General features: G+C 42.3%; 25 protein-coding genes. All 25 read right to left on the bottom strand.

Annotation, left to right across the window (positions count from 1 at the left end; genetic code table 11):
- Positions 1-60: 60 nt before the first annotated feature.
- A complete protein-coding gene (locus tag LI112_RS02970; RefSeq protein ID WP_138343278.1) occupies positions 61-420 on the bottom strand; it encodes a DUF1667 domain-containing protein in 360 nt (119 codons plus the stop codon).
- A gap of 3 nt (positions 421-423) precedes the next feature.
- Positions 424-1701: an NAD(P)/FAD-dependent oxidoreductase gene (locus LI112_RS02965; protein WP_227190215.1), complete on the bottom strand. Its 1278-nt coding sequence runs from the start codon at positions 1699-1701 to the stop codon at positions 424-426.
- Entirely contained in the window at positions 1698-3158 is a 1461-nt protein-coding gene (locus LI112_RS02960; protein WP_227190214.1) for an NAD(P)/FAD-dependent oxidoreductase, read from the bottom strand. The genes LI112_RS02965 and LI112_RS02960 overlap by 4 nt, the downstream gene beginning before the upstream one ends.
- A gap of 122 nt (positions 3159-3280) precedes the next feature.
- Positions 3281-4780, bottom strand: coding sequence for a glycerol kinase GlpK (glpK, locus tag LI112_RS02955; RefSeq protein WP_227190213.1), 1500 nt, complete (start codon positions 4778-4780; stop codon positions 3281-3283).
- Between the two features lie 32 nt (positions 4781-4812).
- The gene (locus LI112_RS02950; protein WP_227190212.1) at positions 4813-5382 is read right to left on the bottom strand and encodes a glycerol-3-phosphate responsive antiterminator; all 570 of its coding nucleotides are present in this window, start codon (positions 5380-5382) and stop codon (positions 4813-4815) included.
- 256 nt (positions 5383-5638) lie between these two features.
- The gene (locus tag LI112_RS02945; RefSeq protein ID WP_227190211.1) at positions 5639-7330 is read right to left on the bottom strand and encodes a sulfate adenylyltransferase subunit 1; all 1692 of its coding nucleotides are present in this window, start codon (positions 7328-7330) and stop codon (positions 5639-5641) included.
- Complete coding sequence (gene cysD, locus LI112_RS02940; RefSeq protein WP_005425519.1) at positions 7331-8233, bottom strand: sulfate adenylyltransferase subunit CysD; 903 nt, start codon at positions 8231-8233, stop codon at positions 7331-7333. It lies immediately after the preceding gene.
- A gap of 15 nt (positions 8234-8248) precedes the next feature.
- A complete protein-coding gene (locus LI112_RS02935; protein ID WP_022389393.1) occupies positions 8249-8560 on the bottom strand; it encodes a ferredoxin family protein in 312 nt (103 codons plus the stop codon).
- On the bottom strand, positions 8541-10235 hold the full coding sequence (locus LI112_RS02930; RefSeq protein WP_227190210.1) for an adenylyl-sulfate reductase subunit alpha: 1695 nt from the start codon (positions 10233-10235) through the stop codon (positions 8541-8543). The genes LI112_RS02935 and LI112_RS02930 overlap by 20 nt, the downstream gene beginning before the upstream one ends.
- A gap of 18 nt (positions 10236-10253) precedes the next feature.
- Positions 10254-10673 (bottom strand): M67 family metallopeptidase, encoded by a 420-nt coding sequence (locus LI112_RS02925; RefSeq protein ID WP_227190209.1) that lies wholly within the window; start codon positions 10671-10673, stop codon positions 10254-10256.
- A gap of 110 nt (positions 10674-10783) precedes the next feature.
- Entirely contained in the window at positions 10784-11590 is an 807-nt protein-coding gene (locus LI112_RS02920; protein ID WP_227190208.1) for a molybdopterin-synthase adenylyltransferase MoeB, read from the bottom strand.
- A complete protein-coding gene (gene thiS, locus LI112_RS02915; protein WP_005425524.1) occupies positions 11590-11799 on the bottom strand; it encodes a sulfur carrier protein ThiS in 210 nt (69 codons plus the stop codon). The genes LI112_RS02920 and thiS overlap by 1 nt, the downstream gene beginning before the upstream one ends.
- A 60-nt stretch (positions 11800-11859) precedes the next feature.
- On the bottom strand, positions 11860-12177 hold the full coding sequence (locus LI112_RS02910) for a co-chaperone YbbN (RefSeq protein WP_138343284.1): 318 nt from the start codon (positions 12175-12177) through the stop codon (positions 11860-11862).
- Position 12178: 1 nt separating this feature from the next.
- Positions 12179-12427, bottom strand: a complete 249-nt coding sequence (locus LI112_RS02905) for a sulfurtransferase TusA family protein (protein WP_227190207.1) — start codon at positions 12425-12427, stop codon at positions 12179-12181.
- On the bottom strand, positions 12420-13283 hold the full coding sequence (locus LI112_RS02900; protein WP_195967732.1) for a 4Fe-4S binding protein: 864 nt from the start codon (positions 13281-13283) through the stop codon (positions 12420-12422). Before LI112_RS02900 ends, LI112_RS02905 begins: the two co-directional genes overlap by 8 nt.
- Positions 13270-14523: an O-acetylhomoserine aminocarboxypropyltransferase/cysteine synthase family protein gene (locus LI112_RS02895; RefSeq protein WP_195967730.1), complete on the bottom strand. Its 1254-nt coding sequence runs from the start codon at positions 14521-14523 to the stop codon at positions 13270-13272. Before LI112_RS02895 ends, LI112_RS02900 begins: the two co-directional genes overlap by 14 nt.
- A gap of 226 nt (positions 14524-14749) precedes the next feature.
- Positions 14750-15181 carry an Rrf2 family transcriptional regulator gene (locus tag LI112_RS02890; protein WP_005425531.1) on the bottom strand — a complete coding sequence of 144 codons (432 nt, stop codon included), beginning with the start codon at positions 15179-15181 and terminating at the stop codon, positions 14750-14752.
- Positions 15182-15240: 59 nt separating this feature from the next.
- Positions 15241-16299 (bottom strand): sulfate/molybdate ABC transporter ATP-binding protein, encoded by a 1059-nt coding sequence (locus tag LI112_RS02885; protein ID WP_022389388.1) that lies wholly within the window; start codon positions 16297-16299, stop codon positions 15241-15243.
- Positions 16299-17123, bottom strand: a complete 825-nt coding sequence (cysW, locus tag LI112_RS02880) for a sulfate ABC transporter permease subunit CysW (RefSeq protein ID WP_055055190.1) — start codon at positions 17121-17123, stop codon at positions 16299-16301. The genes LI112_RS02885 and cysW overlap by 1 nt, the downstream gene beginning before the upstream one ends.
- Complete coding sequence (gene cysT, locus LI112_RS02875; protein ID WP_227190206.1) at positions 17123-17959, bottom strand: sulfate ABC transporter permease subunit CysT; 837 nt, start codon at positions 17957-17959, stop codon at positions 17123-17125. The genes cysW and cysT overlap by 1 nt, the downstream gene beginning before the upstream one ends.
- Before the next feature lie 19 nt (positions 17960-17978).
- Positions 17979-19001 carry a sulfate ABC transporter substrate-binding protein gene (locus tag LI112_RS02870; RefSeq protein WP_227190205.1) on the bottom strand — a complete coding sequence of 341 codons (1023 nt, stop codon included), beginning with the start codon at positions 18999-19001 and terminating at the stop codon, positions 17979-17981.
- Positions 19002-19179: 178 nt separating this feature from the next.
- Positions 19180-20331 (bottom strand): ATP-binding protein, encoded by a 1152-nt coding sequence (locus tag LI112_RS02865; RefSeq protein WP_022389385.1) that lies wholly within the window; start codon positions 20329-20331, stop codon positions 19180-19182.
- A gap of 22 nt (positions 20332-20353) precedes the next feature.
- Complete coding sequence (locus tag LI112_RS02860) at positions 20354-21430, bottom strand: LacI family DNA-binding transcriptional regulator (protein ID WP_005422341.1); 1077 nt, start codon at positions 21428-21430, stop codon at positions 20354-20356.
- Between the two features lie 93 nt (positions 21431-21523).
- The gene (locus LI112_RS02855) at positions 21524-21967 is read right to left on the bottom strand and encodes an Rrf2 family transcriptional regulator (RefSeq protein ID WP_227190204.1); all 444 of its coding nucleotides are present in this window, start codon (positions 21965-21967) and stop codon (positions 21524-21526) included.
- Positions 21968-23278 (bottom strand): O-acetylhomoserine aminocarboxypropyltransferase/cysteine synthase family protein, encoded by a 1311-nt coding sequence (locus LI112_RS02850; RefSeq protein ID WP_005422338.1) that lies wholly within the window; start codon positions 23276-23278, stop codon positions 21968-21970. It lies immediately after the preceding gene.
- Positions 23279-23368: the final 90 nt, after the last annotated feature.

The raw sequence follows: 23368 nt of genomic DNA, 5'->3' as shown, positions 1-23368 counted from the left end.
AAAAAATACTGTTTTTATGATAGACTTTTCATGCTGGATTGTCAATGGAATTGAATGGATTTACTCGACATTTTTAGTTGCGATGATGGCGACACCTGTATGCGCAACATCTTTAAGGATCACATCTCCGATATGCACAGGTGCAGAAACAGTAACATTTTTAAGTGCATGAATACAGTCAAAAATTTTATCTTTTGGAATATCGCTCTGTGTTTTGACAGATACCATATTTTCAACACCACCAGATACGTGAACAGTTGTTGTTACAATACGAGTCGGATCTGTTACCTCCTTCTTTCCATATATTGCACCTCTTTTACAGGTATTTCCTTCTACACTTAATACGGTTCCATTTTCTATTTTCACTGTAAGCGGGCAGCCCATTGGACAGCCAATGCATGTCAGATTTCTCGTCTCCATACTCTATGCCTCCTCAATTTTAAGTGTGATTTTATCTGCATATGGATATCCCAGCAGCTGTTCTTTTGTCAGTTTGATCTGTTCCATCTCACCAGGTGCCACTACCGGACGTTTTCTGTGGATAATTCTCTCTTTACCTAAATAACAGCTGATATAACAGTTTTTATATACTCCGCCGACGCGGAAACGAACTGTCAGCTCTTTTGCCATATGTTCTATGCGAATCACGGAAGGAACCGTATATCTTACTCCTGCTTCTGGCACCAAAAGTATTTCTCGTGCATCTTTATAGGATTCACCTGCATTCTCTTTTCTCCGAACATACATGGATGCATTCCGTCCGGCAGCTGCAGCCTCTTCCGATACAAAATCCACCAGATCATGAACATGAAGCACATTTCCACATGCAAAAACACCTTCCATGTTTGTTTCCAGGCTTTCATTTACCCTTGGGCCTGAAGTGACCGGATTCAGTTCAACTCCCATTCCACGTGAAATTTCATTTTCCGGAATCAAACCAACCGAAAGAAGCAGCGTATCACATTCATATTCTTCCTCTGTTCCAGGAATTGGCTTACCTGACTTGTCTACTTCTGCAAGAGTAATACCCTCCACTCTTTCTTTTCCTTTTATATCGATTACAGTATGGCTAAGTTTCAGCGGAATTCCAAAATCATCCAGACACTGTACAATATTTCGCTTCAATCCGCCGGAATATGGCATCAGTTCTGCAACAACTTGTACTTCTGCACCTTCCAGAGTCATTCTTCTTGCCATGATCAGACCAATATCACCTGATCCAAGAATCACAACTTTGCGTCCTGGAAGATATCCCTCAATGTTAACAAGACGCTGTGCAGTTCCTGCCGAAAAAATGCCTGCCGGACGGTATCCCGGAATATTAAGTGCTCCCCGGGAACGTTCTCTGCATCCCATTGCAAGAATCACTGCTTTTGCCTGGATCTGAAACATACCGTCTTCACGGTTCATTGCCGTTACAACCTTGTCGGCACTGATATCCATGACCATAGTATGTAATTTATACTCTATTCCCAATTCAATAACTTGTGTGATAAAACGTCCTGCATATTCCGGTCCTGTCAGTTCTTCCTGAAATGTATGAAGACCAAATCCATTGTGAATACACTGATTCAGAATTCCTCCGAGTTCCTTGTCTCTTTCAAGAATCAAAATACTTTCTGTTCCATTCTTTCGTGCTGCAACAGCTGCCGACAATCCTGCCGGGCCACCACCAATGATTACAATATCATATGTTTTCATTTATTTCCCTCCTGAAATGAATCTTTATTTACGCCTTCAATGATTCTGGAATCTCCGCCACATTTTGTAATTTTTCCAATTGGAGTTTCAAGTTCTCTCGCAAGAATTTCCATTGTTCTCGGTGAACAGAAGCCTGCCTGACATCGTCCCATGCCTGCTCTGGTACGTCGTTTGACACCATCAAGGGATCTGGCTCCAACAGGTCTTTTGATCGCATCAATAATTTCCCCTTCGCTTACCATTTCACATCGGCAAATAATATTTCCATAAGCCGGATTGCGACGAATATATTCGTTTCTCTCTTCAAGCGACATTGCATTCAGGTCAGCAATACCTTTTCTTGTTGATACAAAGTTTTCTTTTTCTTTCAGGTCATATTTTTTCTTAAGAATATCTGCAACCATTTCTCCGATTGCCGGTGCACTGGATAATCCCGGGGATTCAATTCCGGCACAGTCTATAAAATCTTTTTCCGTTTCTCCAATAATAAAATCATCTCCGTCTTCATGGGCTCGAAGACCTGCAAAAGATGTGATCACCTGTCTTGTCGGAATATTTCTGACGCTGTTGGAGGATTTGATAAATACCTGATCCAGCCCATCTCTTGTTGTATTTGTTCCTTCTTTATTTTCAATATCCTGTGCAGTTGGACCAATCAGCAGATTTCCATGAACAGTAGGCGTAACCAGAACACCTTTGCCAAATTTTCCCGGGAGTGCAAAAACTGTATGACTCACATGGCTGCCCGCACTTTTGTCAAGGAGACAGTATTCACCTTTACGTGGTATAATATGAATTTTCTTTTCGCTGACCATATTATGAAAACGATCAGCATAGACTCCAGCTGCATTAATAATACATTTTGTTTCATAAGTACCACTGGTTGTTTCAATTTTCCAGTTCTCTGTACCAGAAGAAATCCGTGAAATGTTTAATACTTCTGTATCAAAACGAAACTCCACTCCATTGACACAGGCATTTTCCGCAAAAGCAATTGTCATATTAAACGGACACACAATTCCACCGGTTGGCGCGTACAGAGCTGCGTACACATTTTCAGACACATTTGGTTCCATCTCCAGCACTTCATCATGATTCAAAATCCGAAGCTTCTTTACCCCATTTGTAATTCCTTTTTCATAAAGCTTCTGTAGATTTGGATAGTCTTTTTCGTCCAGACATAGCACAAGTGAACCATTCCGTTTAAATGGAAAATCCAGTTTTTCAGCCAGTTCTCCAATCAGCAGATTTCCTCTTACATTTAATTTTGCTTTCAAAGTTCCCGGTTCTGCATCGTAACCGGCATGGATGATCGCACTGTTTGCTTTGGAAGTTCCACAACATACATCTTCCTCTCTTTCCAGTACACAGGTTTTTATCTGATAACGGGACAGTTCTCTTGCAACTGCCGTACCGGTAACTCCAGCACCAATAATGATCACATCATATTTTTCCATTTTTATTTTCCTCCTCATTGTTGAATTCTATATAAGAAAAAGCCCGACAAATAAACCCATGTATCATGGATCTAATGTCAGGCTCTCTTCTCTCATGCCATCATATATTTTTATTTTTGTAATCAGTTTTCTTCATCACGTGCCCATCCGTAGGCATATTTGACTGCTTTCTCCCATCCACAAATGCGTTTACTTCGCGCTTCATCTGTGATCTCTGGGATAAAGGTCTTATCAATTGCCCAATTCTGAAGGACTTCTTCCTTGCTGGTCCAGTATTTGACAGCAAGCCCTGCCAGATAAGCAGCACCCATGGCCGTTGTCTCTACGCATCGTGGACGATTGACCGGAGCGTTAATGATATCTGCCTGCGTCTGCATCAAAAAGTCATTCGCACTGGCTCCTCCATCTACCTTAAGTGAAGCCAGTTGAATACCGGAATCTGCTCTCATGGACTGCAGCACATCATTTACCTGATATGCAAGAGAGTCCAGCGTCGCACGGATGATGTGATATTTATTTACCCCACGGGTAATTCCAACGATCGTCCCCCTCGCATACTGATCCCAGTGTGGAGCTCCCAACCCGGTAAAAGCTGGCACAACATAACAACCATTTGTATCTTTGACTTTCTTTGCCATATATTCCGAATCCTCAGCAGAATCAATCAGACGCATTTCATCTCGAAGCCACTGGATTGCAGCTCCTGCAACAAAAATCGAACCTTCCAACGCATAATTCACTTTGCCATCCAGGCCCCAGGCAATTGTCGTAACCAGGCCATTTTCAGAAAAAACAGGTTTCTCCCCCGTATTCATCAGAAGAAAGCAGCCGGTACCATATGTATTTTTTGCTTCGCCTGGCTGGAAACAAGTCTGTCCGAACAATGCAGACTGCTGGTCTCCTGCAGCTCCTGCAATCGGAATTGGTCCTCCCAGGAAAGAAGGATCTGCCGTACCATAAATACAACTGGACGGTTTTGGTGTCGGAAGCATAGATTTGGGGATATTCAGTTCTTCAAGTATTTCATCATCCCACTGCAGCGTATTGATATTAAACAACATTGTTCGGGATGCGTTGGAATAATCTGTAATATGTACTGCACCCTTGGTCAGTTTCCAGATCAGCCAGGTTTCGACTGTTCCGAAAAGAAGGTCTCCACGTTCTGCTTTTTCTCTGGCTCCCGGCACATTATCCAGAATCCATTTTACCTTAGTTGCTGAAAAATACGCATCGATCACCAGTCCGGTTTTCATACGGAATTTATCGGTGAGTCCCTTTGCTTTCAGAGAATCACAATACTCAGATGTCCTGCGGCACTGCCATACGATTGCATGATAGATTGGATCACCGGTGTTTTTATCCCAGACAATTGCGGTTTCACGCTGATTCGTAATACCAATTGCCGCAATATCGCGTGCCTCTGCTCCAATCATATTCATCGCTTCAACTGCTACACCAAGCATGCTTGCCCAGATTTCATCCGCATCATGCTCTACCCAGCCTGGCTTCGGAAAATACTGGTGAAATTCACGCTGTGCCACGCTGCACATTTCTCCTTTTTCGTTAAATAAGATACAACGATTGCTGGTTGTCCCCGCATCCAGCGCCATAATATATTTCATATAAAAACCTCCCTTTTAAAAGTGTATTCGAATTACAAATTCCACACTTTATGATTGGTTGAAGAGACGGCTGTCGCTCCGGCAGTAAGAGTTCCCATCACGGATTCTTTGTCAGTGATCAGACCTCCGGCGATCACAGGCACTTTGATTTCAGCACACAGTCTATGTATAACTTTTGGCATTGCACCTGGAAGAACTTCAATGAAATCAGGATGTACACTGTGCTGCTGTGAAAGAATATTCTCGTATGCCATCGAATCCAAAAGGAAATAACGAAGTACCGTATACATAGAAAGTTCTCTGGCCTTTCGGACCAATGCCGGCTTTGTCGTAATGATTCCATCAGCTTCTGTATTATTCTTTAAAAATTCAACAGCAATTTCTCTTGTACTTAATCCTCCGATCAGGTCAACATGGATCATCGCAATCTTACCCGCTTCTTTAACCTTTTGTACAATGTCGGCAATAGAACAGATATCTCCAAATAAAATAAACACCACATGTATATCTGAAAGGCTGCAACACTTCTCCAGATCTTCCATATTTTTCACTGCTGCTATGATTGGGTTTTCTTCTACTGCCTCCCAGAATATACGTTCCATCTTAAGTTCCTTCCCCACTGTTCTTTGCAAAAAAAATGAGCACAAGTAAAACAGCGATCCACTGTTTCCAATATGCTCTCCTGTCTCGGCATGAATTATTTTTCATCTGAAATAAATATACCACAGATAATCAAAAAACACAATAAAAAAGAGGTTAAATCTTTTTTATTGTGTTTTTACAAAATTATCATTCTGTTTATTATACCGTTATGTATTATTATAATTTTTAATACACAAACCTATTAAGGAAGTACCCTTAAATTACCCAAAAGTTGTCCATACAAACAACCTTCCTGTATGTTTCAAATCTAAACCATTTATTGTGTACCTCAGAGCGTTTCTCTACCGTAACCTTTTTTGCTTCCGCAAGGAATTTTTCAAGATCCGCTCTGCTCTTCACAAGCAATGCCATTCCTCTCTCATCTACAACCGGAAGTCCCACATAACGATAGTCTTCAATCTTCTGAATATCTTCCACCTTGCCATCGCGGATCAAAACTGCTGCGCCATCCTCTACAGAAAGAATATCAAAATATTCTGGATATTTGAAGCTGTCCCCAACAGCCGGCACTTCGTCACCGACATGATAAGTCTTCTTATCAGAACCAGCTTTGGACATCATCGCATTTTCAAGATTAAAATAAAATTCTTCAAATACATAACCACCGACTTTGATGTCATCTTTCTGGAAATATGGTTTCTCTCCGTCATTTTCTACTGTTTCAAGCACACCACAGGCAGATGTCATATGGCTTACGCGGTCGATCAGAATCATCTCGCCAAGTGTCTTGTGTTTCTTAAACTCGTCAAGAACGATCTTCTCAGCCAGTTCGATCTCACACAGAGCAATCTCATTTTTCTCAATATGATCTGCTGAGATATGTTCACCTGTATTGACATCGATTTTATATTTAATGCTACGGATGAATCCAGGAATTCTCTTGGTTCCCAGTTTGACCAGATACTCTTTTCCAAGTGTCAGCTTACTGTCATCCATCCAGAGAAGTGTTGCAGTAAAGCTTTTTGCTACGGAGAGCCGGGCCTGGTCAGTGAGTACGCAGCCTCGGCTGACATCTACTTCTTTATCAAGCTGGATCGTTACTGCCTGTCCTGTCACTGCTTCCTCTACGGAAGTACTTCCGTTCAGAAGAGATTTTACCGTTGCAGTCTCATTGCTTGGAAGCGTGGTGATAGTCTGTCCGACTTTGATCTTACCACTTTCAATCTGTCCCTGAAAACCACGGAATTCGTGGTTAGGACGGCAGACTCTCTGAACCGGCATGTAGAATCCTGCTTCGCTCTCTGTCTCTGTCACATCGACTGTTTCCAGATGATCCAAAAGTGTTTTGCCTGTATACCAAGGCATGTTCTCAGATTTTACAGTTACATTGTCTCCTTCTGTTGCACTGACCGGAATGATCACAACATCCTGAAGTCCAAGATTTTCTGAAAGTTCATTGATGTCTTTTACAATCTCATTGAATCTTTCTTCGCTGTAGTCTACAAGGTCCATCTTGTTGACTGCAAATACAAAGTGATGGATTCCCATCAGGGCACAGATACGGCTGTGGCGTCTTGTCTGTACCAGAACACCCTGTTTTGCATCGACAAGGATGATTGCAAGCTGTGCAAAAGAAGCACCAACTGCCATGTTTCTTGTATATTCTTCATGTCCCGGTGTATCTGCAACGATGAAGCTTCTCTTATCTGTTGTAAAATAGCGATAGGCAACATCAATAGTGATGCCCTGTTCTCTCTCTGCCATCAGACCATCCAGAAGAAGTGAATAGTCGATCGCACCGCCTCTGGATCCTACCTTACTGTCAAGGATCAGGGCTTTTTCCTGGTCTGCATAAAGCAGCTTAGAATCGTAAAGTACATGTCCGATCAGTGTAGATTTTCCATCATCCACACTACCGCAGGTAATAAATTTCAGTAAACCACTCATCTAGAAGTACCCCTCTCTCTTTCTCTTTTCCATGCTGGCTGCACCGCCGTCAGAATCAATGATTCGGCTGGTTCTCTCAGATTCAACAGAACTTAATGTCTCATCGATGATCGCATCAAGGGTATCTGCATCAGAAAGGATACCGCCGGTCAGTGGATAACAGCCCAGGGTACGGAAACGGACTTTTTTCATTTCCGGTTTCTCGCCAGGTTTGAGACGCATACGGTCATCATCCACCATAATGATGTTTCCGTCACGATATACTACCGGACGCTCTTTTGCAAAGTAAAGAGGCACGATCGGAATATTTTCTCTTTTTATGTACTGCCAGATATCTTTCTCTGTCCAGTTGGAGATTGGGAAAACACGGATACTCTCGCCTTTGTTGATCTCTGTATTGTAAAGTTTCCACATCTCCGGTCTCTGGTTCTTCGGATCCCAGGCGTGGTTTTCATTACGGAAAGAAAAGATCCTCTCTTTGGCACGGCTCTTTTCCTCATCACGACGGCCGCCTCCGAATGCTGCGGTAAATCCGTATTTGTTGAGGGCCTGCTTCAAAGCCTGTGTTTTCATGATATCAGTATAAGCGGATCCGTTGTCAAATGGGTTGATTCCCTGCTTCACACCGTCCTCATTGATATATTCCAGCATTTCGATTCCAAGATCTTTTGCTGTCTTGTCACGAAACTCGATCATTTCCTTGAATTTCCAGGTTGTATTTACATGTAAAAACGGGAAAGGTGGTTTTTCCGGATAAAAGGCTTTCAGTGCGAGATGAAGCATCACTGAGCTGTCTTTTCCAATGGAATAAAGCATAACAGGTTTTTCGCATTCTGCTGCCACTTCCCGGATAATATATATTGCTTCTGCTTCCAGTTCATCTAAATGTGATAATCCGCTCATAGTTCTACTCCTGTACTAATATTTATTGGAATTTCGCCGGTCAACGCTGATGACCAGTTCACTGCCGTCAGATCTGGTGATGTTCCAGTTGAGGAGATCACCTTTCTGGGTAACATTCATGGTTCCACCCATACCACCGATATCTGCGCCAAGATAAAATTCAATGGCTCCTGCCTTACATTCTTTTACGCAGGAAACGCAGCCCCAGCAGTTTTTCGGGTATTTCATGACTGCTTTTCTGTCTATGATCTGAATCAGGGTACCAGGACATACTTCCTGACATTTACCGCAGCCGACACATCGCTCTTCACGAATTCGTATGCTCATAAGTATCCCCCTTTACCAGATCCCGGAACAGAATACGGATCTTTCCGTCTTCCATTCTGGAATTTACATATTTTTCAAACTTCTGGTCTGTTTCCGGATAATCTAGATTCTCATTGAAAGAATGCCATCTGGTTTCTTTTCTATTCTTAAGATGCTCGATCAGCACCTGACAGACAAGAAGTCTTTCTTTTAATTCGTATGCAAAAAGAAGTTCATGCATATCTTCTGCACCGACCTGATCTGCCAGTTCACTTAATCTTGTAATTTTTTCTTCTGCAAGATTTAACTGTTTCTCATTGAACTGATAGTTGCTGGCGATTCCACCTGCATATTCGTCCATGACTTTCTGCATGGCTTCTTCCAGTTCGTCGATGGTAAACAGACCGTTTTCTCCATTGCGGATCTTTTCGTAGTCAGCAAGGATCATCTGTGCCTGTTTTTCGATTTCGGATGTTTCTTCACTGTGATCGTCTTTTAACTGTTCGATGATTGCGAGAGAGGCGATCTTGCCCTCTGCCAGAGCACCGGTTACATATTTCTGAGGACATCCGCCCGCCACATCACCGGCTGCATAAAGTCCGTGGATGGTAGTCTCTCTTCTGGTATCTACCCAGAATCCACTGGCTGTATGACCACCTACAATGTACGGTTCTGTTCCCTGGATCTCTACGTCCTGTTCGCTCGGCATCTTGCCGCTCTCGATCCATTTGAGGGTCTGGCTCGGTGCCATGTTCAGGTATGCTTTGAGAAGATCCTGATCCTGTTCGGATGTGATACCAGAAGTCTTAAGGTAACACGGGCCATGACCAAGCTGGTTTTCTTTGACGGTTCCATATACACGCTGGCTGGTAGTCAGACCATAAATATGCTCGTAGACTTCGCCTTTGGAGTTGACCTGCTTTGCCTGCACGCCCTGTGCGATGGTTCCTGTCGGAGCAATCGTATCTTTACAGCGAAGTGCGATAAAACGCATCTCAAAGGTTGTCATTTCTGCACCGGAACGGATTCCCATTGCGTATCCGGCTCCTGTGTTGAATGGCGGATACCACATTTTATGTCTGGAAAATCCCGGATTGTTTGGTTTGTAGAGACCGGCAGCTCCGCCTGTTGCGATCAGAACAGCTTTCGCATGGATCACATAGGCAGTTTCTTCCATGATGGAAAAACCGACAGCTCCGTAGACTCTTCCATTTTCCGTAAGAAGGTCTGTGATGTTTATGTAGTTGAGAACATCTACGTTTTCACTTTTATATACGGCATCCGCAAGAAGTGGTTTGAAGTTTTCGCCATTGATCTTAATGTTACGGTTTCCTCTTGCCACATAGTCTCCGTTTTCATCTTTAAGGATCACGAGACCAAGTTTTTCCATATCTGCCGTTACTTCGTTAAATTCTTCTGCGGCTGTCAGAAGGAGATCGTTTCTGACGATTCCTGCCGCATCTTTAGTTGCGTAATCTACGTAGTCCTGTGGTCGGCGGCCTTTTACAATATAGGCGTTGATCGCGTTGACACCTGCTGCAAGACAGCCGCTTCGTTTGATATTTGCCTTTTCTGCAACAAGAATGTTAAGTCCAGAGTTTCTGCTGATTGTGAGTGCGGCATAACAGCCTGCAGTTCCGCCGCCTATGATCAGGACATCTGTATGTAAGTGTTTTACCTGTAAGGGTTTGCTCATGGTTTTTTCTTCCTTACTTTATTCTGTGATCTCGATCTCGTGGATCGTGACATTTTTTTCTTTGTCGATTCCGAATGCTTTGAGTACCGGATCTCCTTCTTCCATAAGGGAGAGGATAAGGTATTCAATGGTCGGGTCAAATGCCAGGCGTTTGTCTTCTTCAGATGGGCGGGATGGGGATTCCGGATGGGAATGGAAGTTTCCGATGATCTTGTATCCGTTTGCTCTGGCATCTTTGAGGGCTGCAAGCTGCTCTTTGGGATCCATGGAAAAATGTTCTCTGCTGGCATCCACATTTGTGAGGAGATAGACCTTTGTGACGGTGATCTCCTCGTCTTCTTCTGTTCCTGCAAGGAGGCCGCAGGATTCATTTGGGAGGCCGGCGGTGCAGTGCTCCAGGATGGTGTTGTAGTCTGATTTCTTAAGATATAATTTCATAATATGAACTCCTCTAATAACTGCGTGTACACGATAAACAGTTCACCGAAGACACGCTCTCGCTGCCTTCGATGAAATATTTGATCACGCACACGTGAGGTTATATAAATTTACATATGCATATCGCACTCGACCTGCTCGTAATCAATCAGCTTCGTGATAGTAGGATGATCACCGCATACCGGGCAGTCATGGTTCTTTGGAAGTTTAATGGTACGGAAAGTCATAGACAGTGCATCATAGGTAAGAAGTCTTCCTGTGAGAAGTTCTCCTTTACCGATAATGTATTTGATTGCTTCCATTGCCTGAAGGCTTCCGATGACTCCACCCATAGCTCCGATAACGCCGGCCTGTTTACAAGTCGGTACTGCGTCCTTCGGCGGCGGATCTTTAAATACACATCTATAACATGGTCCTTCTCCTGGAACATAGGTCATAAGCTGGCCTTTGAAACGGATGATTCCTGCATGAGAGAATGGTTTCTGTGCCATGACACAGGCATCATTGATCAGGAATTTTGCCGGAAAGTTATCGGTTCCGTCAATAATAAAGTCGTAATCTTTGATGATATCCATGATATTCTCGGATGTGATGAACTTGCGGTATGTATTTACTTTGACATCCGGATTGATTGCCTGCATGGTTTCTTTTGCCGACTTTACTTTTGCTTTTCCAAGGTCTGCTGTTGTATGGATAACCTGTCTCTGAAGATTGGAAAGATCAACTTCATCCGCATCGGCAATTCCGATCGTTCCTACACCTGCTGCCGCCAGATACATAGCTGCCGGTGCTCCAAGTCCACCTGCCCCAATAATCAGTACACTGGCGTTCAGGAGTTTTTTCTGTCCTTTGGCACCAACCTCTTTGAGGATGATATGACGGGAATAACGCTCTAATTGTTCATTCGTAAATGCCATTATCTTGCTCCTCCTCCCATGAAGTACAGGAATTCGATTTCATCACCGTCTTTCACTTCTGTGGATTCAAAAGCTCCACTTTCTACGAATTCATCATTAATAGTTACTGTAACATACTGTGGTGTTTCTACATCCTCTTTCTCAATCAGTTCTTTAACTGTAAGTCCTTCCGGATATTCTTTCTTTTCTCCTGCTACTTTGATAAACATAATGATTATTCTCCTTTTATATATTTGATCACGCACACATAAACTTATTAAATAAACTTATCAAAGATATTCTTCAAACAGTGCTTCTACTTCTTCCTGTTCTTTCAGTCCGACTACTTTCCCCTTCTGTTCTCCGTTCACAAAACAGATCACCGTCGGAACAGACATAACCTTATATTGCTCAGCAAGTGCCTTATCATAATTTACGTTCACTTTGTAAATATAAACAGTATCCTCATGTTCATCTTCGATATCCCCAAGTATTCCTGCCATCTGTTTGCATGGAATACAGGTATCAGAGTAAAAATCAATGAGGACCGGCTTATCTGCTTTTAACACTTTTTCTTCGAAATTCTCTGCATTGATTCTGAGTGCCATATCATTCATCCTCTACTTTCTTAACGATCAGGGTAAATGTATCATCCCCATTGTCTTCCAGTTTCAGAATCTGATGTCCTTCTTCTTTAATACTTCTCGGAACATTCTGTACCGATTCTCCATTATTCATACGAACAGCAAGAATCTGTCCGTCATCAAGTTCCTCCAGCGCAACCTTTGCTTTTACAAATGTTACCGGACATACAACATCCGTAATATCTACGGTATCATCAATTTTATAATCAGCCATCATAAGCTCCTTTCAGTACTTCGTACAGTTTTTCTTCTCCAACTCGATCAATTGTAAATTTGAATCGCTCTCCTGCATTTGCATGATCTGCAAAAAACTGGATGGCTGCATCTGTCACACGGAACAGCTGCTCTTCAGAAGTGATCAGTGGAAGGAATTCTCTTCCCTTACTGATATGATTTCCAAAAGTACCACCAAACGATACAAGAAATGCCTCATTTACATCCCATGCATCTACCGGACAGGATTTTGCACATCTGCCACAATAGTTGCATTTTTCATTATCGATGATCAGTTTATCATCCTGGAAAGAAATTGCTTCTTCACGACATGCCTTTTCGCAGACACCACAATGAATACAGGTATCTTCTTTCCAGTTGATCTGTGCTGCTCCCTTGATTCCAACATCATTTTCTTCTGCTTTGAGGCAGTTGTTCTGACATCCCGTCACACCAAATTTAAACTTGTGAGGAAGTTCTCGTCCAAAATATCTTTCGTTTAATTTTACTGCGATGTCATAGCTGTTGATATTTCCACTTGGACAGACTGCATTGCCCTGACAGGCTGTTACTGTGCGGACTCTCGGTCCACAGACACCCGGACGACATCCACCTTTGGCAAGATCTGCTGTTACATCATCAATATCGTCTAATTTAATAAAAGGAATCTCAACTCCCTGTCTGGAAGTCAGATGAACATATCCATCTCCGTATTTTTCTGCAACTTCCGCAATCTTTTTGAGGTTCTCTGCCGTAAGAGCTCCACCAACGCAGGCAAGTCTGAGTGAAAAATTATTTTTCTGTTTCTGGCGCATAAATCCGCCTTTTTTTAAGGTTGCGTAATCAACTTTTGCCATTTTCGTCATCTCCTTCTATTACTCTTTTGAAATCTTCTTTCAAATCTTCTATATCTTCAATTCCGACACTGATTCGAATCATATCATCATAAACTCCTGAGAGTTCTTTTTCCTCCTGTGACAAATGAGCTGCTATCGTACTCGATGGATGAATCACTAGTGTCTTGGTATCTCCAATATTGGAAACCAGCCATGGAATTTTCAATTCATTTAATATCTGAAACGCTCTTTCTTTGCTTTCTGTTCTTAATGTAATGATTGCTCCAAATCCACCATGGAACTGTTTTGCCGCAATCTCATGATATGGATGTTCCTTAAGTCCCGGATAGGAAACCGTAATGCCGTGTCCTAATCCATTCAGAAACTCCGCCAGCCCCATGGCGTTACTACAGTGGCGCTGCATTCGAAGACCAAGTGTCTCAAGTCCCAGATTATTGAGAAAAGCATTCTGTGGTGCCAGACAGGCTCCCATGCTTCGAAACAATCCGTTTCGCAATTTAGCAAGATAAGCAAAAGGTCCAAACTTTTTGAATTTTTTCATTCCTGGATATTTATCTGCATCCCATTTAAACTTTCCGCCGCTTATCAGTATACCACTGATTGCATCACTGCTTCCATTGATATATTTAGAAGAGGAATGAATAACTACATCTGCTCCAAGTTTCAATGGATTGATCAGATAAGGTGTCGCTACTGTATTATCCACAAGAAATGGAATTCCATATTTATGTGCAATTTCTGCAACTCCCTGAATATCCGTGACATCCAGTTTCGGATTTCCGATTGTCTCAGCAAAAACAGCTCTGGTCTCAGGGGTGATTTCCGCCTCAAAAGCCTGCGGTGTATTGACTTTTACATAAGTTGTCGTAACACCATATACTTTCAGCTCATCCAGAAGTTCCACAGTTCCTCCATATAAGCCAGCTGCTGCAACAACATGGTCTCCTCTCTGAAGGACATTCATAAGAGCCATGCTAAGTGCCGCCATGCCGGAAGAACACGCCACACTTCCAATCCCGCCTTCAAGCTTTGCCATCCTTTTTTCAAAAGATTCTATCGTCGGGTTGTTGATTCTTGTGTAAGAATACCCAGCCATTTTATTTGAAAAGATTTTCTCAAGTTCCTCAGCTGTATCATGACGGAATGCACTGGACTGGTAGATCGGTACCTGTGTCGCACCGTGAGGATTGTTACCCTCTGTCCCATGAAGCAAAGTTGTATTAAAACCGTATTCTTTCATTCCTGTGCTCCTTTTTTCTTTTCATTTGTGTTGGTATTACTATATACCTATAAACATACCATGTCAATAGGTAATGTATGCTTTTTTCCATTTTTTCTATAAATTTACAATTTTAAACTTTATTCCGCAGAAAAAAAGAACAGCCACTGTACTTCTGACAGTTCTGTTCTCTTGATCCGACAGCTATTTTACTTATTCTGATCTGCCCTTTGTTCCGCGCTATTCATCAGATTACATAGTCTCCTGTATCTGTGCTCTGCTCCAGAAGGTCTTCCAAAGTAATTCCGTCAAAATATTCATTGAGCAGCTTATAGAAACCTTCCCACATCTGCAGTGTTTTGCAGGATGACGCTCTCTCGCACTGATTCGGATGATCATCCAGACAGGCAACCGGTGCCATTGAACCTTCCGTGATACGCAGGATACTTCCGATCGTATATTCAGCAGGAGTCCTGACCAGGCGATACCCTCCACCTTTTCCTCGAAGCGCTTTGACAAATTTCTGTTTGCTCAAGACAGAAACAATGGACTCGAGATATTTCTCAGAAATCTCCTGTCTTTTCGCAATGTCCATTAATGGAATATACTCTCCATTATTATGTTCTGCAAGATCCAGCATAACGCGGATCGCATAACGTCCTCTCGTTGATATCTTCATGAAATCCCCTCCATAAACCTATTATACCACAAGGTTATAGGGAAAACAAGTGTCAATCATCAGATTACAAGATAATCTTCTCTTGCAGAGCTGTTCTCCAGTGCATATACTTTGTTTTCTTTTATTACAAAAAGCCGCTGTACAAACACATCCACTTTTTCTCCCTGACGGACCAGGGGTTCATCCAGTCCTCTTCTTGCAGACAGCACAACTTCTCCAAGTTTCAGCTGAAGTTCAAAATAACTGCCTCTGAAGGCCACACGTTCAACATCTGCTTCCGATGCAGAACTTTTGTATTTCTGTACTTCATTTTTTCTGGTCACCTTTACAAACTCAGGACGTACAATTGCATATTCTGCACCCGGAATATCTTCAAAGTAATTGAAGACATGATAATCCCTGACTGTAGCCGCCTGTCCAAAAAAAGACGCACTAAAAGCAGTTTCAGGACTCTGATATACCTCTACCGGGCTGCCTTTCTGTTCAATATGTCCCCGGTTTGTAATAATGATCTCATCTGCCACTTCAATTGCCTCATCCTGGTCATGCGTAACAAAAATACTGGTGATCCCAAGTTTTTCAATCATATCCTTCAACCATGTACGAAGTTCCTGTCGGATTTTTGCATCAATCGCTGCAAACGGCTCATCCAACAGAAGAAGCTGCGGATTTGGTGCAAGAGCTCTCGCAAAAGCCACTCTCTGTCTCTGACCACCGGAAAGTTGACTTGGATATCTTTTTTCAAGTCCTTTCAGTCCGATCAGTTCAATCAATTCCGTTACTCTTTTTTTAATATAGGTTTTATCCGCTTTCTGTACTTTCAGACCAAATGCAATATTGTCATAAACTGTCATGTAACGAAATAACGCATAACTTTGAAATACAAATCCTATTCCACGTTCGCTTGCCGGTATATCATTCACTACTTTTCCGTCAATAATGATCTCCCCGCTGTCTGGCTGTTCCAGTCCCGCAATCATACGTAGTATTGTCGTTTTTCCACTTCCACTTGGTCCAAGCAGACCGATCAGTTTTCCCTTCTCAATCCCGAAGGAAACATGATCTGAAGCTTTATAGTCCCCAAAGGTTTTATTGATATCTTTTAATTCCACGTACATTATGCTTCCTCCTCTTTTTTGCCTTTATACTCCATGATGCTTCGAATGACCAGAAGAATAATTGCCATGATTACCAGAATTGATGATACAGCAAATGCCGGAACATACTGGAATTCATTAAATAAAATTTCTACATGCAGCGGCAATGTATTCGTCAGTCCCCTGAGATGACCTGACAGTACAGATACTGCGCCAAATTCCCCCATGGCTCTTGCAGTACAGAGTACGATTCCATACAACAGCGCCCATTTGATATGTGGAAATGTTATTTTTGAAAAAATCGTCCATCCTTTTGCTCCCATAAGTGCTGCTGCTTCTTCCTCATCCGTTCCAATCGACTCCAGTACTGGAAGCAGTTCACGAAAAACAAATGGAAATGTTACAAATACAGTAGCCAGAATGATTCCCGGAACAGCAAATACAATCTGGATATTTGCTTTTTGCAGATACGGGTAAAGAATGCTCTGTTTTCCAAATACAAGAAGATAGATCAGACCTGCAATGATTGGCGAAACCGTGACTGGTACATCGATCAGAGTCGTCAGAAATTTTTTCCCTTTAAACTGAAATCGCGTCACTGCCCAGGCTGCACATAAGCCCAAAACAGTGTTACATAATACCGCAATGACTGTTGCTTTTAACGTCAGCATCAGTGCAGCGATCGTAAAAGAATCTGTCACCGCTTCCACATAAACCTGCCATCCTTTTTTCAATGCCTCCGTTACAACTACAAACAAAGGAAGCACCAGCATAACAAAAAGAAAGAGAATGCTGATTCCGATCAGCAGATATTTGACCAGCTTTGATTCTTTTTTCTTACCCATCACGCATTGCCTCCTCTCAGTCTTTTTGAATTGCGTGCCTGCATCAGATTCATCAGAAACAGAATCAGGAATGAAGCCACCAGCATAACCAGTGCAATGGATGTGGCACTTTTATAATCAAATTCCTGTAATTCAGACATAATGATCAATGGTGTGATCTCTGTTTCATACGGTCTGTTTCCTGCAATAAATACTACGCTTCCATATTCTCCCAGGCATCGTCCAAATGCAAGTCCGGTTCCAGTCAAAAGCGGCGGTAAAAGTTCCGGAAGAATCACTCTTCGAAAAATATAGGCTGGCTTTGCGCCCATAACTCTTGCCGCTTCTTCATAAGAACCATCCAGTTTCTCAAGAACCGGCTGAACAGCTCTCGCTACAAAAGGAATCCCCACAAAGATCAGTGCAAATGTAATTCCAAGCTTTGTATAGGCAATCTTAATTCCAAACTTTGTAAAAAAGCTTCCGATCAGTCCCTGATCCGAAGTAAGGGAAGTCAGAGAAATGCCTGCTACTGCTGTTGGAAGCGCAAATGGAAGCTCAATCATTCCATCCATGATCCTTTTTCCCGGAAATTCATAACGTACCAGCACCCATGCCAAGATCAGCCCCATCACTGCATTTACAAAAGAAGCTCCAAGAGCCGTAATAAAACTCACATAAAAACTGGATAAAATTCTTTTACGGGTTATAACCTCAATAAATTCATTAAACCCAAGTTGGGAAGAATAGATTACAAGTGACGCCAGCGGAATCAGAACAACAATGCTCAGCATAGTGATTGTCACACCCATCGTCAGTCCAAATCCCGGTATCACTCTTTTTTTGCTTTTTTTCATAATATCCACTCCTCATCTTCTAGTTTCCATAGATTCTGTCAAAAACTCCTCCATCTGCAAAATGTTTCCGCTGCACTTCCTGCCAGCCGCCAAAATCATCAATCGTCTTCAGTTCCATATTCAGATCAAAAACATCACTGTATTCCTCCAAAATTTCCTGATTGACCGGACGATAATAATTCTCAGCTGCAATTCTCTGTGCGTCATCAGAATACAGATAATTCAGATATTCCCTGGAAACTTCTTCTGTACCACGATTCTCTGCAACCTCATCCACAACAGCTACCGACGGTTGAGCCAGAACACTGATACTCGGAGTAATGATCTCAAATTCATCCGGATCATCTTTTACAGAAAGAAATGCTTCATTTTCCCAGGCAATCAGCACATCTCCCTGCCCGTTTTCTACAAAAGAGGTCGTAGCACTTCTTGCTCCGGAATCCAGTACCAGAACATTCTGGTATAATTTCTTTATAAATGCTTCCATCTTCTCTTCATCATTATTATATATTTTCTGAGCATAAGCCCAGGCTGCCAGATAATTCCATCGTGCACCGCCGGATGTCTTCGGGTTTGGAGTGATCACATCGACATCGTCTCGGATGAGGTCATCCCAGTCCTGGATATTCTTTGGATTTCCTTTCCGTACCAGAAATACGATCGTAGATGTGTACGGAGCACTGTCATCAGGAAGTTCTTCCTTCCATCCACTCTGAATCATGCCGGCATTTTCGATTGCATCAATATCATAATCAAGTGCAAGTGTCACTACATCTGCCTGCAGGCCGTTGATCACTTCCAGTGCCTGTTTACCGGAGCCTCCATGTGACTGGATCACATCAACATCCTGTCCTGTTTTTTCTTTCCAGTGTTCCTTAAAAATCTCATTATAGGACTCGTAAAGTTCTCTTGTCGGATCATAAGAAACATTGATGATATGTATGTTTGAACCTGCACCGGCATCGTAAGAACAGACGCCGGCAAATGCAGCTATTCCAAGTACTGATACCAGGCAGATGTTTCTGAATTTCTTTTTTATCATTTATTCCACTCCCGTTGGATGATTATTTCGTTAACATATGTGATTGGTATGTTTTACGTTAATGGCATTATATACCAATAAACATAGTTTTTAAATATGTTTATAAGAAAACGTTTGCACACGCATATAAAAAAGCAGCTGCCATCATTTATGATAACAGCTGCAATCCTGCCGGAAGCTATTTCACATCATCGTAAGTATCAAGGAAATTATGTCTCACACCATCCTGTTTATACCCAATGACTGTATTCAGATTTACATTCTCAACACTTCGAAAAATATTATACTCAATTACCGGATCTTTCTGAGCGAGTTCGTGAATCAATTCCTTGATCTCTGCACGCTTGGAACCTTTTTCCGTACCACCACAGGAAGCACAATGCTCCGTAAAACGACACGCACACTGAATAAAATGAAGGTCATTGTAGTTCGCCCAGTGAATGATATCCGCCTCACGGATCAGATACAGCGGGCGAATCAGTTCCATTCCCTCAAAGTTTGTACTGTGAAGCTTCGGCATCATCGTCTGTACCTGCGCACCGTAAAGCATTCCCATCAGGATCGTTTCAATAACATCGTCATAATGATGCCCTAACGCAATCTTATTGCAGCCAAGTTCCTTTGCTTTGCTGTATAGATAACCTCTTCTCATACGAGCACAGAGATAACACGGTGACTGTTCCTCAGATGCTACAATATTAAAGATATCCGACTCAAATACTGTGATCGGAACATTCAGGATCTGTGCATTATCTTTGATCGTCTGATAGTTGATCTCATTGTATCCCGGATTCATTACAAGAAAGACAACTTCAAAATTCTTTTTTCCATGACGGGAAAGCTCCTGAAACAACTTTGCCATCAACATGGAATCTTTTCCACCAGAAATGCAGACTGCAATTTTATCACCATCCTGCACCAGTTCATATTCTCTGATTGCCTTCGTAAACCGTCTCCAGATAGGTTTGCGGAATTTCTTGATAATGCTTCGTTCAATGTCCTTTGTACGCTGTTCCGCTGCATTGTGATCAGCCATCATTTTGCTGAGCTTCATCTTAAGCCATGCACGATAGCCATTTTTGATGCTGTAAATTTCATATCCCTGTTCTGTCAGCTCTTCTGCGATTTCTTCACTCTTCTGACCGGTATAACAAAGCAGGTAAACCGGACAGTCTTTACGTATTTCATCCATATGCGCTGCCAATTCCTCCCAGTAAATATTGACCGCACCAGGATAAGTCTCCTTCTCAAAATCCGCGGCATCACGGATATCTATGATCTGCTTTTCTCTTGTATCTTCCTGTAACTCTTCAATTGTTCTAATACACATATCAATCTTCCTTATACTTTTCTTATATACAGTAATCACTCCAGAAGCTCTCCGAAACATGAGAGCAGCTGTTTCTTACCAGCAGTTTCCCGGATAGTTCCATTCGGACTACTCCCGAATGGCCGCCTTTCATTCTGTCCAGAAGCAGATACAGGGCAAATCGTCCCATTTCTTCTTTTGGAAGACCAACTGTCGTCAGCATTGGTTTGGTAAATTGCGCTTCTTCAATATCGTCACTGGCTATAATGGATGGAGTAAAATACAGATTTCTGCACTTTCTGAGATATTTCAGTATACCCACAGCCGTGATATCATTTGCGCAGTAAATGCCAGTCGGGCAGTCCTCAGATTTCAAAAGCTTCTCCATTGCCTCATAGCCTTCTCTCTCTGTCTGATCTGTTTCTACTACATACTCCGGTATGACATCCAGGTTATTTTTCTTCAACGTATCCAGATAACCAACATAACGATCTTCATTTCTGCAGCCGCCTACATATCCGATGTTTCTATGACCAAGCGAGATCAAATGTTCAACTGCCATCTGTGCAATTTTCTTTCCATCGCACAAAACCTCATCAACTTCATAATTTGTAGAATTTCGATTAACAGATACAACACTTCTGTATTTCTGATTCAGTTTCTTCAAAGCAAGCGGATTACATCGTCCAATGATGATCAGTCCGTCTTTATTTTCTTCTGTCTCAGTATACATTCGCTGAATGATCTGGTCAAGATTTTCTCTTCTGCATTTTCGATCATCAGAAAAAAGCGGCATATACCAGACTTTTGATAAAATACAGTTATGTTCATGTATCTCACTTTCTACAACCCTGAGCAATTCTGTAAAAAAAGGATCTGTTCTGGATTCATCTGTACGTGTCATAAGAACGTTGATATACCAGATTTTGCTTTCTTTTGCCTGTGTTCCCTTTTTCAGGTTTCGTGCCGCCTCATTTGGAACATAATTCATTTCCATGGCAATTGACCAGACTTTTTCTCTGAGGCCAGGCACTGAACATTTGTAATCCGGCCGGTTCAGGATACGTGATACGGTTGATATAGATACTCCTGCTTTTTCTGCGATCTTTTTGATTGACATATGTATTTCCTCTCTCTGCTTTCCTTCGACAGATCTCCGTAAAAAAAGAACCGGAAGTCAGGACAGCCCTGTGTCTCTAACCCCCGGTAATATTCAGATATAGTACATTTCCTGTTTATCATAGTGATCGGAATAATATCCGCTCATTTGTGCCAAAGTTACATTTGACAGAATCTGATCGAGTTCCTGGTTGACGGAATCCACCACCAGTTTCTGAATCGTGTCAGAGATTCCTTTATAACTGTTTTCCGCCAGAACATCCTCATCTTCAAGGTGGTAACTGCCTTCCAGTGCTTCCACCACAGATGCAACCGTAATCTCGTCAGCAGCTTTTGCCAGATTATATCCTCCCTGAGAGCCTTTGACACTTTTTACTATGCCTGTTCTGCGGAACGAGGCAAATATGTGTTCCAGAAACTGGAGAGAAATGTCATTTCTCTCAGCAATGGTTTTCAGGGCTACCGGTGTGGTGGACGGCTGAGCAGCCAGATCCACCAACGCAGTGAGACCATATCTGGTTTTTTTACAGAATTTCAATTACTGGATTGCTTTGAAAGCTTCGTCCAGATCCTGAATGATATCATCGATGTTTTCTGTTCCGATGGAAAGACGGATTGTGTTCGGTTTGATACCCTGATCCAGAAGCTCTTCTTCTGTGCACTGGCTGTGTGTGGTGGTTGCAGGATGGATAACCAGTGATTTAACATCTGCTACGTTTGCAAGGAGTGAAAACAGTTCCAGATTATCGATGAAGTCTTTGGCTGTCTGTGCATCTCCCTTGATTTCGAATGTGAAGATAGATCCACCACCATTCGGGAAGTATTTTGCATACAGTGCCTTCTGGCTTTCATCATCTGTTACAGACGGATGATGAACTTTTTCTACCTGCGGATGATTATTCAGATACTGAACAACTTTCAGTGCATTCTCAACATGACGTTCTACACGGAGAGACAGTGTTTCAAGTCCCTGCAGGAAGATGAATGAGCTTACTGGAGAAATAGTTGCTCCTGTATCACGAAGAAGGATTGCACGGATCTTTGTAACAAATGCAGCCGGTCCGCATGCTTTTGTAAAGCTGATTCCATGATAACTCGGGTTTGGCTCTGTCAGAGACGGGAACTTACCGGAAGCTTCCCAGTCAAATTTACCACCTTCAACGATGACACCACCGATTGTTGTTCCATGTCCACCGATGAATTTTGTTGCAGAATGAACAACGATATCAGCACCGTATTCGATCGGTCTTACAAGGTATGGTGTTGCAAATGTATTATCTACAACAAGCGGAATCTGATGTCTGTGTGCGATCTCAGCACATGCCTCAACGTCAACAACGTCAGAGTTCGGATTTCCAAGAGTCTCGATGTAAAGTGCTTTGGTGTTGTCCTGGATTGCATTCTCTACCTCTTCAAGATTGAAGATATCAACAAATGTTGTTGTGATTCCGTATGCCGGAAGTGTATGCTCCAGAAGGTTTGTTGTTCCACCGTAGATATTCTTTGCTGCTACGATATGATCTCCATTCTGTGCAAGGTTTTCGATTGTATATGTAATTGCTGCTGCACCGGAAGCTACTGCAAGTGCAGCTGTACCACCTTCAAGAGCTGCAATTCTTTTTTCAAAAACATCTTCTGTCGGGTTTGTCAGACGACCATAGATGTTACCTGCATCTGCCAGTCCGAAACGAGCTGCTGCATGATCGCAGTTACGGAATACATAAGAAGAAGTCTGGTAGATTGGAACGGCTCTTGCGTCAGTAACCGGATCCGGCTGTTCCTGTCCTACGTGAAGCTGAAGTGTTTCAAATTTGAATTTTCTGTTTTCTCTTGTGATTTTTTCACCCATGAGTCTGATCCTCTTTTCTGTTTTTTTGATTTAAAACCATTATATTATATATATTATACACTGCGGAGTACTCCGTAGCACGCTACTTTC

The sequence above is a fragment of the Blautia sp. 210820-DFI.6.14 genome (assembly GCF_020558815.1).
In the GTDB taxonomy this organism is placed as follows: Bacteria; Bacillota; Clostridia; order Lachnospirales; family Lachnospiraceae; genus Blautia_A; species Blautia_A obeum.
This window is presented reverse-complemented; position numbering and strand designations above follow the sequence as displayed.

Bases quoted from the DNA above. Each gene is read 5' to 3' on its own strand.
- LI112_RS02945 (WP_227190211.1), bottom strand. From the start codon at position 7,330: ATGAGTGGTTTACTGAAATTTATTACCTGCGGTAGTGTGGATGATGGA.
- LI112_RS02860 (WP_005422341.1), bottom strand. From the start codon at position 21,430: ATGTCAATCAAAAAGATCGCAGAAAAAGCAGGAGTATCTATATCAACC.
- LI112_RS02865 (WP_022389385.1), bottom strand. From the start codon at position 20,331: ATGTGTATTAGAACAATTGAAGAGTTACAGGAAGATACAAGAGAAAAG.
- glpK (WP_227190213.1), bottom strand. From the start codon at position 4,780: ATGAAATATATTATGGCGCTGGATGCGGGGACAACCAGCAATCGTTGT.
- LI112_RS02905 (WP_227190207.1), bottom strand. From the start codon at position 12,427: ATGGCTGATTATAAAATTGATGATACCGTAGATATTACGGATGTTGTA.
- LI112_RS02900 (WP_195967732.1), bottom strand. From the start codon at position 13,283: ATGGCAAAAGTTGATTACGCAACCTTAAAAAAAGGCGGATTTATGCGC.
- cysW (WP_055055190.1), bottom strand. From the start codon at position 17,123: ATGGGTAAGAAAAAAGAATCAAAGCTGGTCAAATATCTGCTGATCGGA.
- LI112_RS02950 (WP_227190212.1), bottom strand. From the start codon at position 5,382: ATGGAACGTATATTCTGGGAGGCAGTAGAAGAAAACCCAATCATAGCA.
- LI112_RS02895 (WP_195967730.1), bottom strand. From the start codon at position 14,523: ATGAAAGAATACGGTTTTAATACAACTTTGCTTCATGGGACAGAGGGT.
- LI112_RS02885 (WP_022389388.1), bottom strand. From the start codon at position 16,299: ATGTACGTGGAATTAAAAGATATCAATAAAACCTTTGGGGACTATAAA.
- LI112_RS02970 (WP_138343278.1), bottom strand. From the start codon at position 420: ATGGAGACGAGAAATCTGACATGCATTGGCTGTCCAATGGGCTGCCCG.
- LI112_RS02910 (WP_138343284.1), bottom strand. From the start codon at position 12,177: ATGGCACTCAGAATCAATGCAGAGAATTTCGAAGAAAAAGTGTTAAAA.
- LI112_RS02920 (WP_227190208.1), bottom strand. From the start codon at position 11,590: ATGGCATTTACGAATGAACAATTAGAGCGTTATTCCCGTCATATCATC.
- LI112_RS02925 (WP_227190209.1), bottom strand. From the start codon at position 10,673: ATGAAATTATATCTTAAGAAATCAGACTACAACACCATCCTGGAGCAC.
- LI112_RS02930 (WP_227190210.1), bottom strand. From the start codon at position 10,235: ATGAGCAAACCCTTACAGGTAAAACACTTACATACAGATGTCCTGATC.
- cysT (WP_227190206.1), bottom strand. From the start codon at position 17,959: ATGAAAAAAAGCAAAAAAAGAGTGATACCGGGATTTGGACTGACGATG.
- cysD (WP_005425519.1), bottom strand. From the start codon at position 8,233: ATGAGCGGATTATCACATTTAGATGAACTGGAAGCAGAAGCAATATAT.
- LI112_RS02935 (WP_022389393.1), bottom strand. From the start codon at position 8,560: ATGAGCATACGAATTCGTGAAGAGCGATGTGTCGGCTGCGGTAAATGT.
- LI112_RS02850 (WP_005422338.1), bottom strand. From the start codon at position 23,278: ATGGGTGAAAAAATCACAAGAGAAAACAGAAAATTCAAATTTGAAACA.
- thiS (WP_005425524.1), bottom strand. From the start codon at position 11,799: ATGTTTATCAAAGTAGCAGGAGAAAAGAAAGAATATCCGGAAGGACTT.
- LI112_RS02870 (WP_227190205.1), bottom strand. From the start codon at position 19,001: ATGATAAAAAAGAAATTCAGAAACATCTGCCTGGTATCAGTACTTGGA.
- LI112_RS02890 (WP_005425531.1), bottom strand. From the start codon at position 15,181: ATGAAGATATCAACGAGAGGACGTTATGCGATCCGCGTTATGCTGGAT.
- LI112_RS02960 (WP_227190214.1), bottom strand. From the start codon at position 3,158: ATGGAAAAATATGATGTGATCATTATTGGTGCTGGAGTTACCGGTACG.
- LI112_RS02965 (WP_227190215.1), bottom strand. From the start codon at position 1,701: ATGAAAACATATGATATTGTAATCATTGGTGGTGGCCCGGCAGGATTG.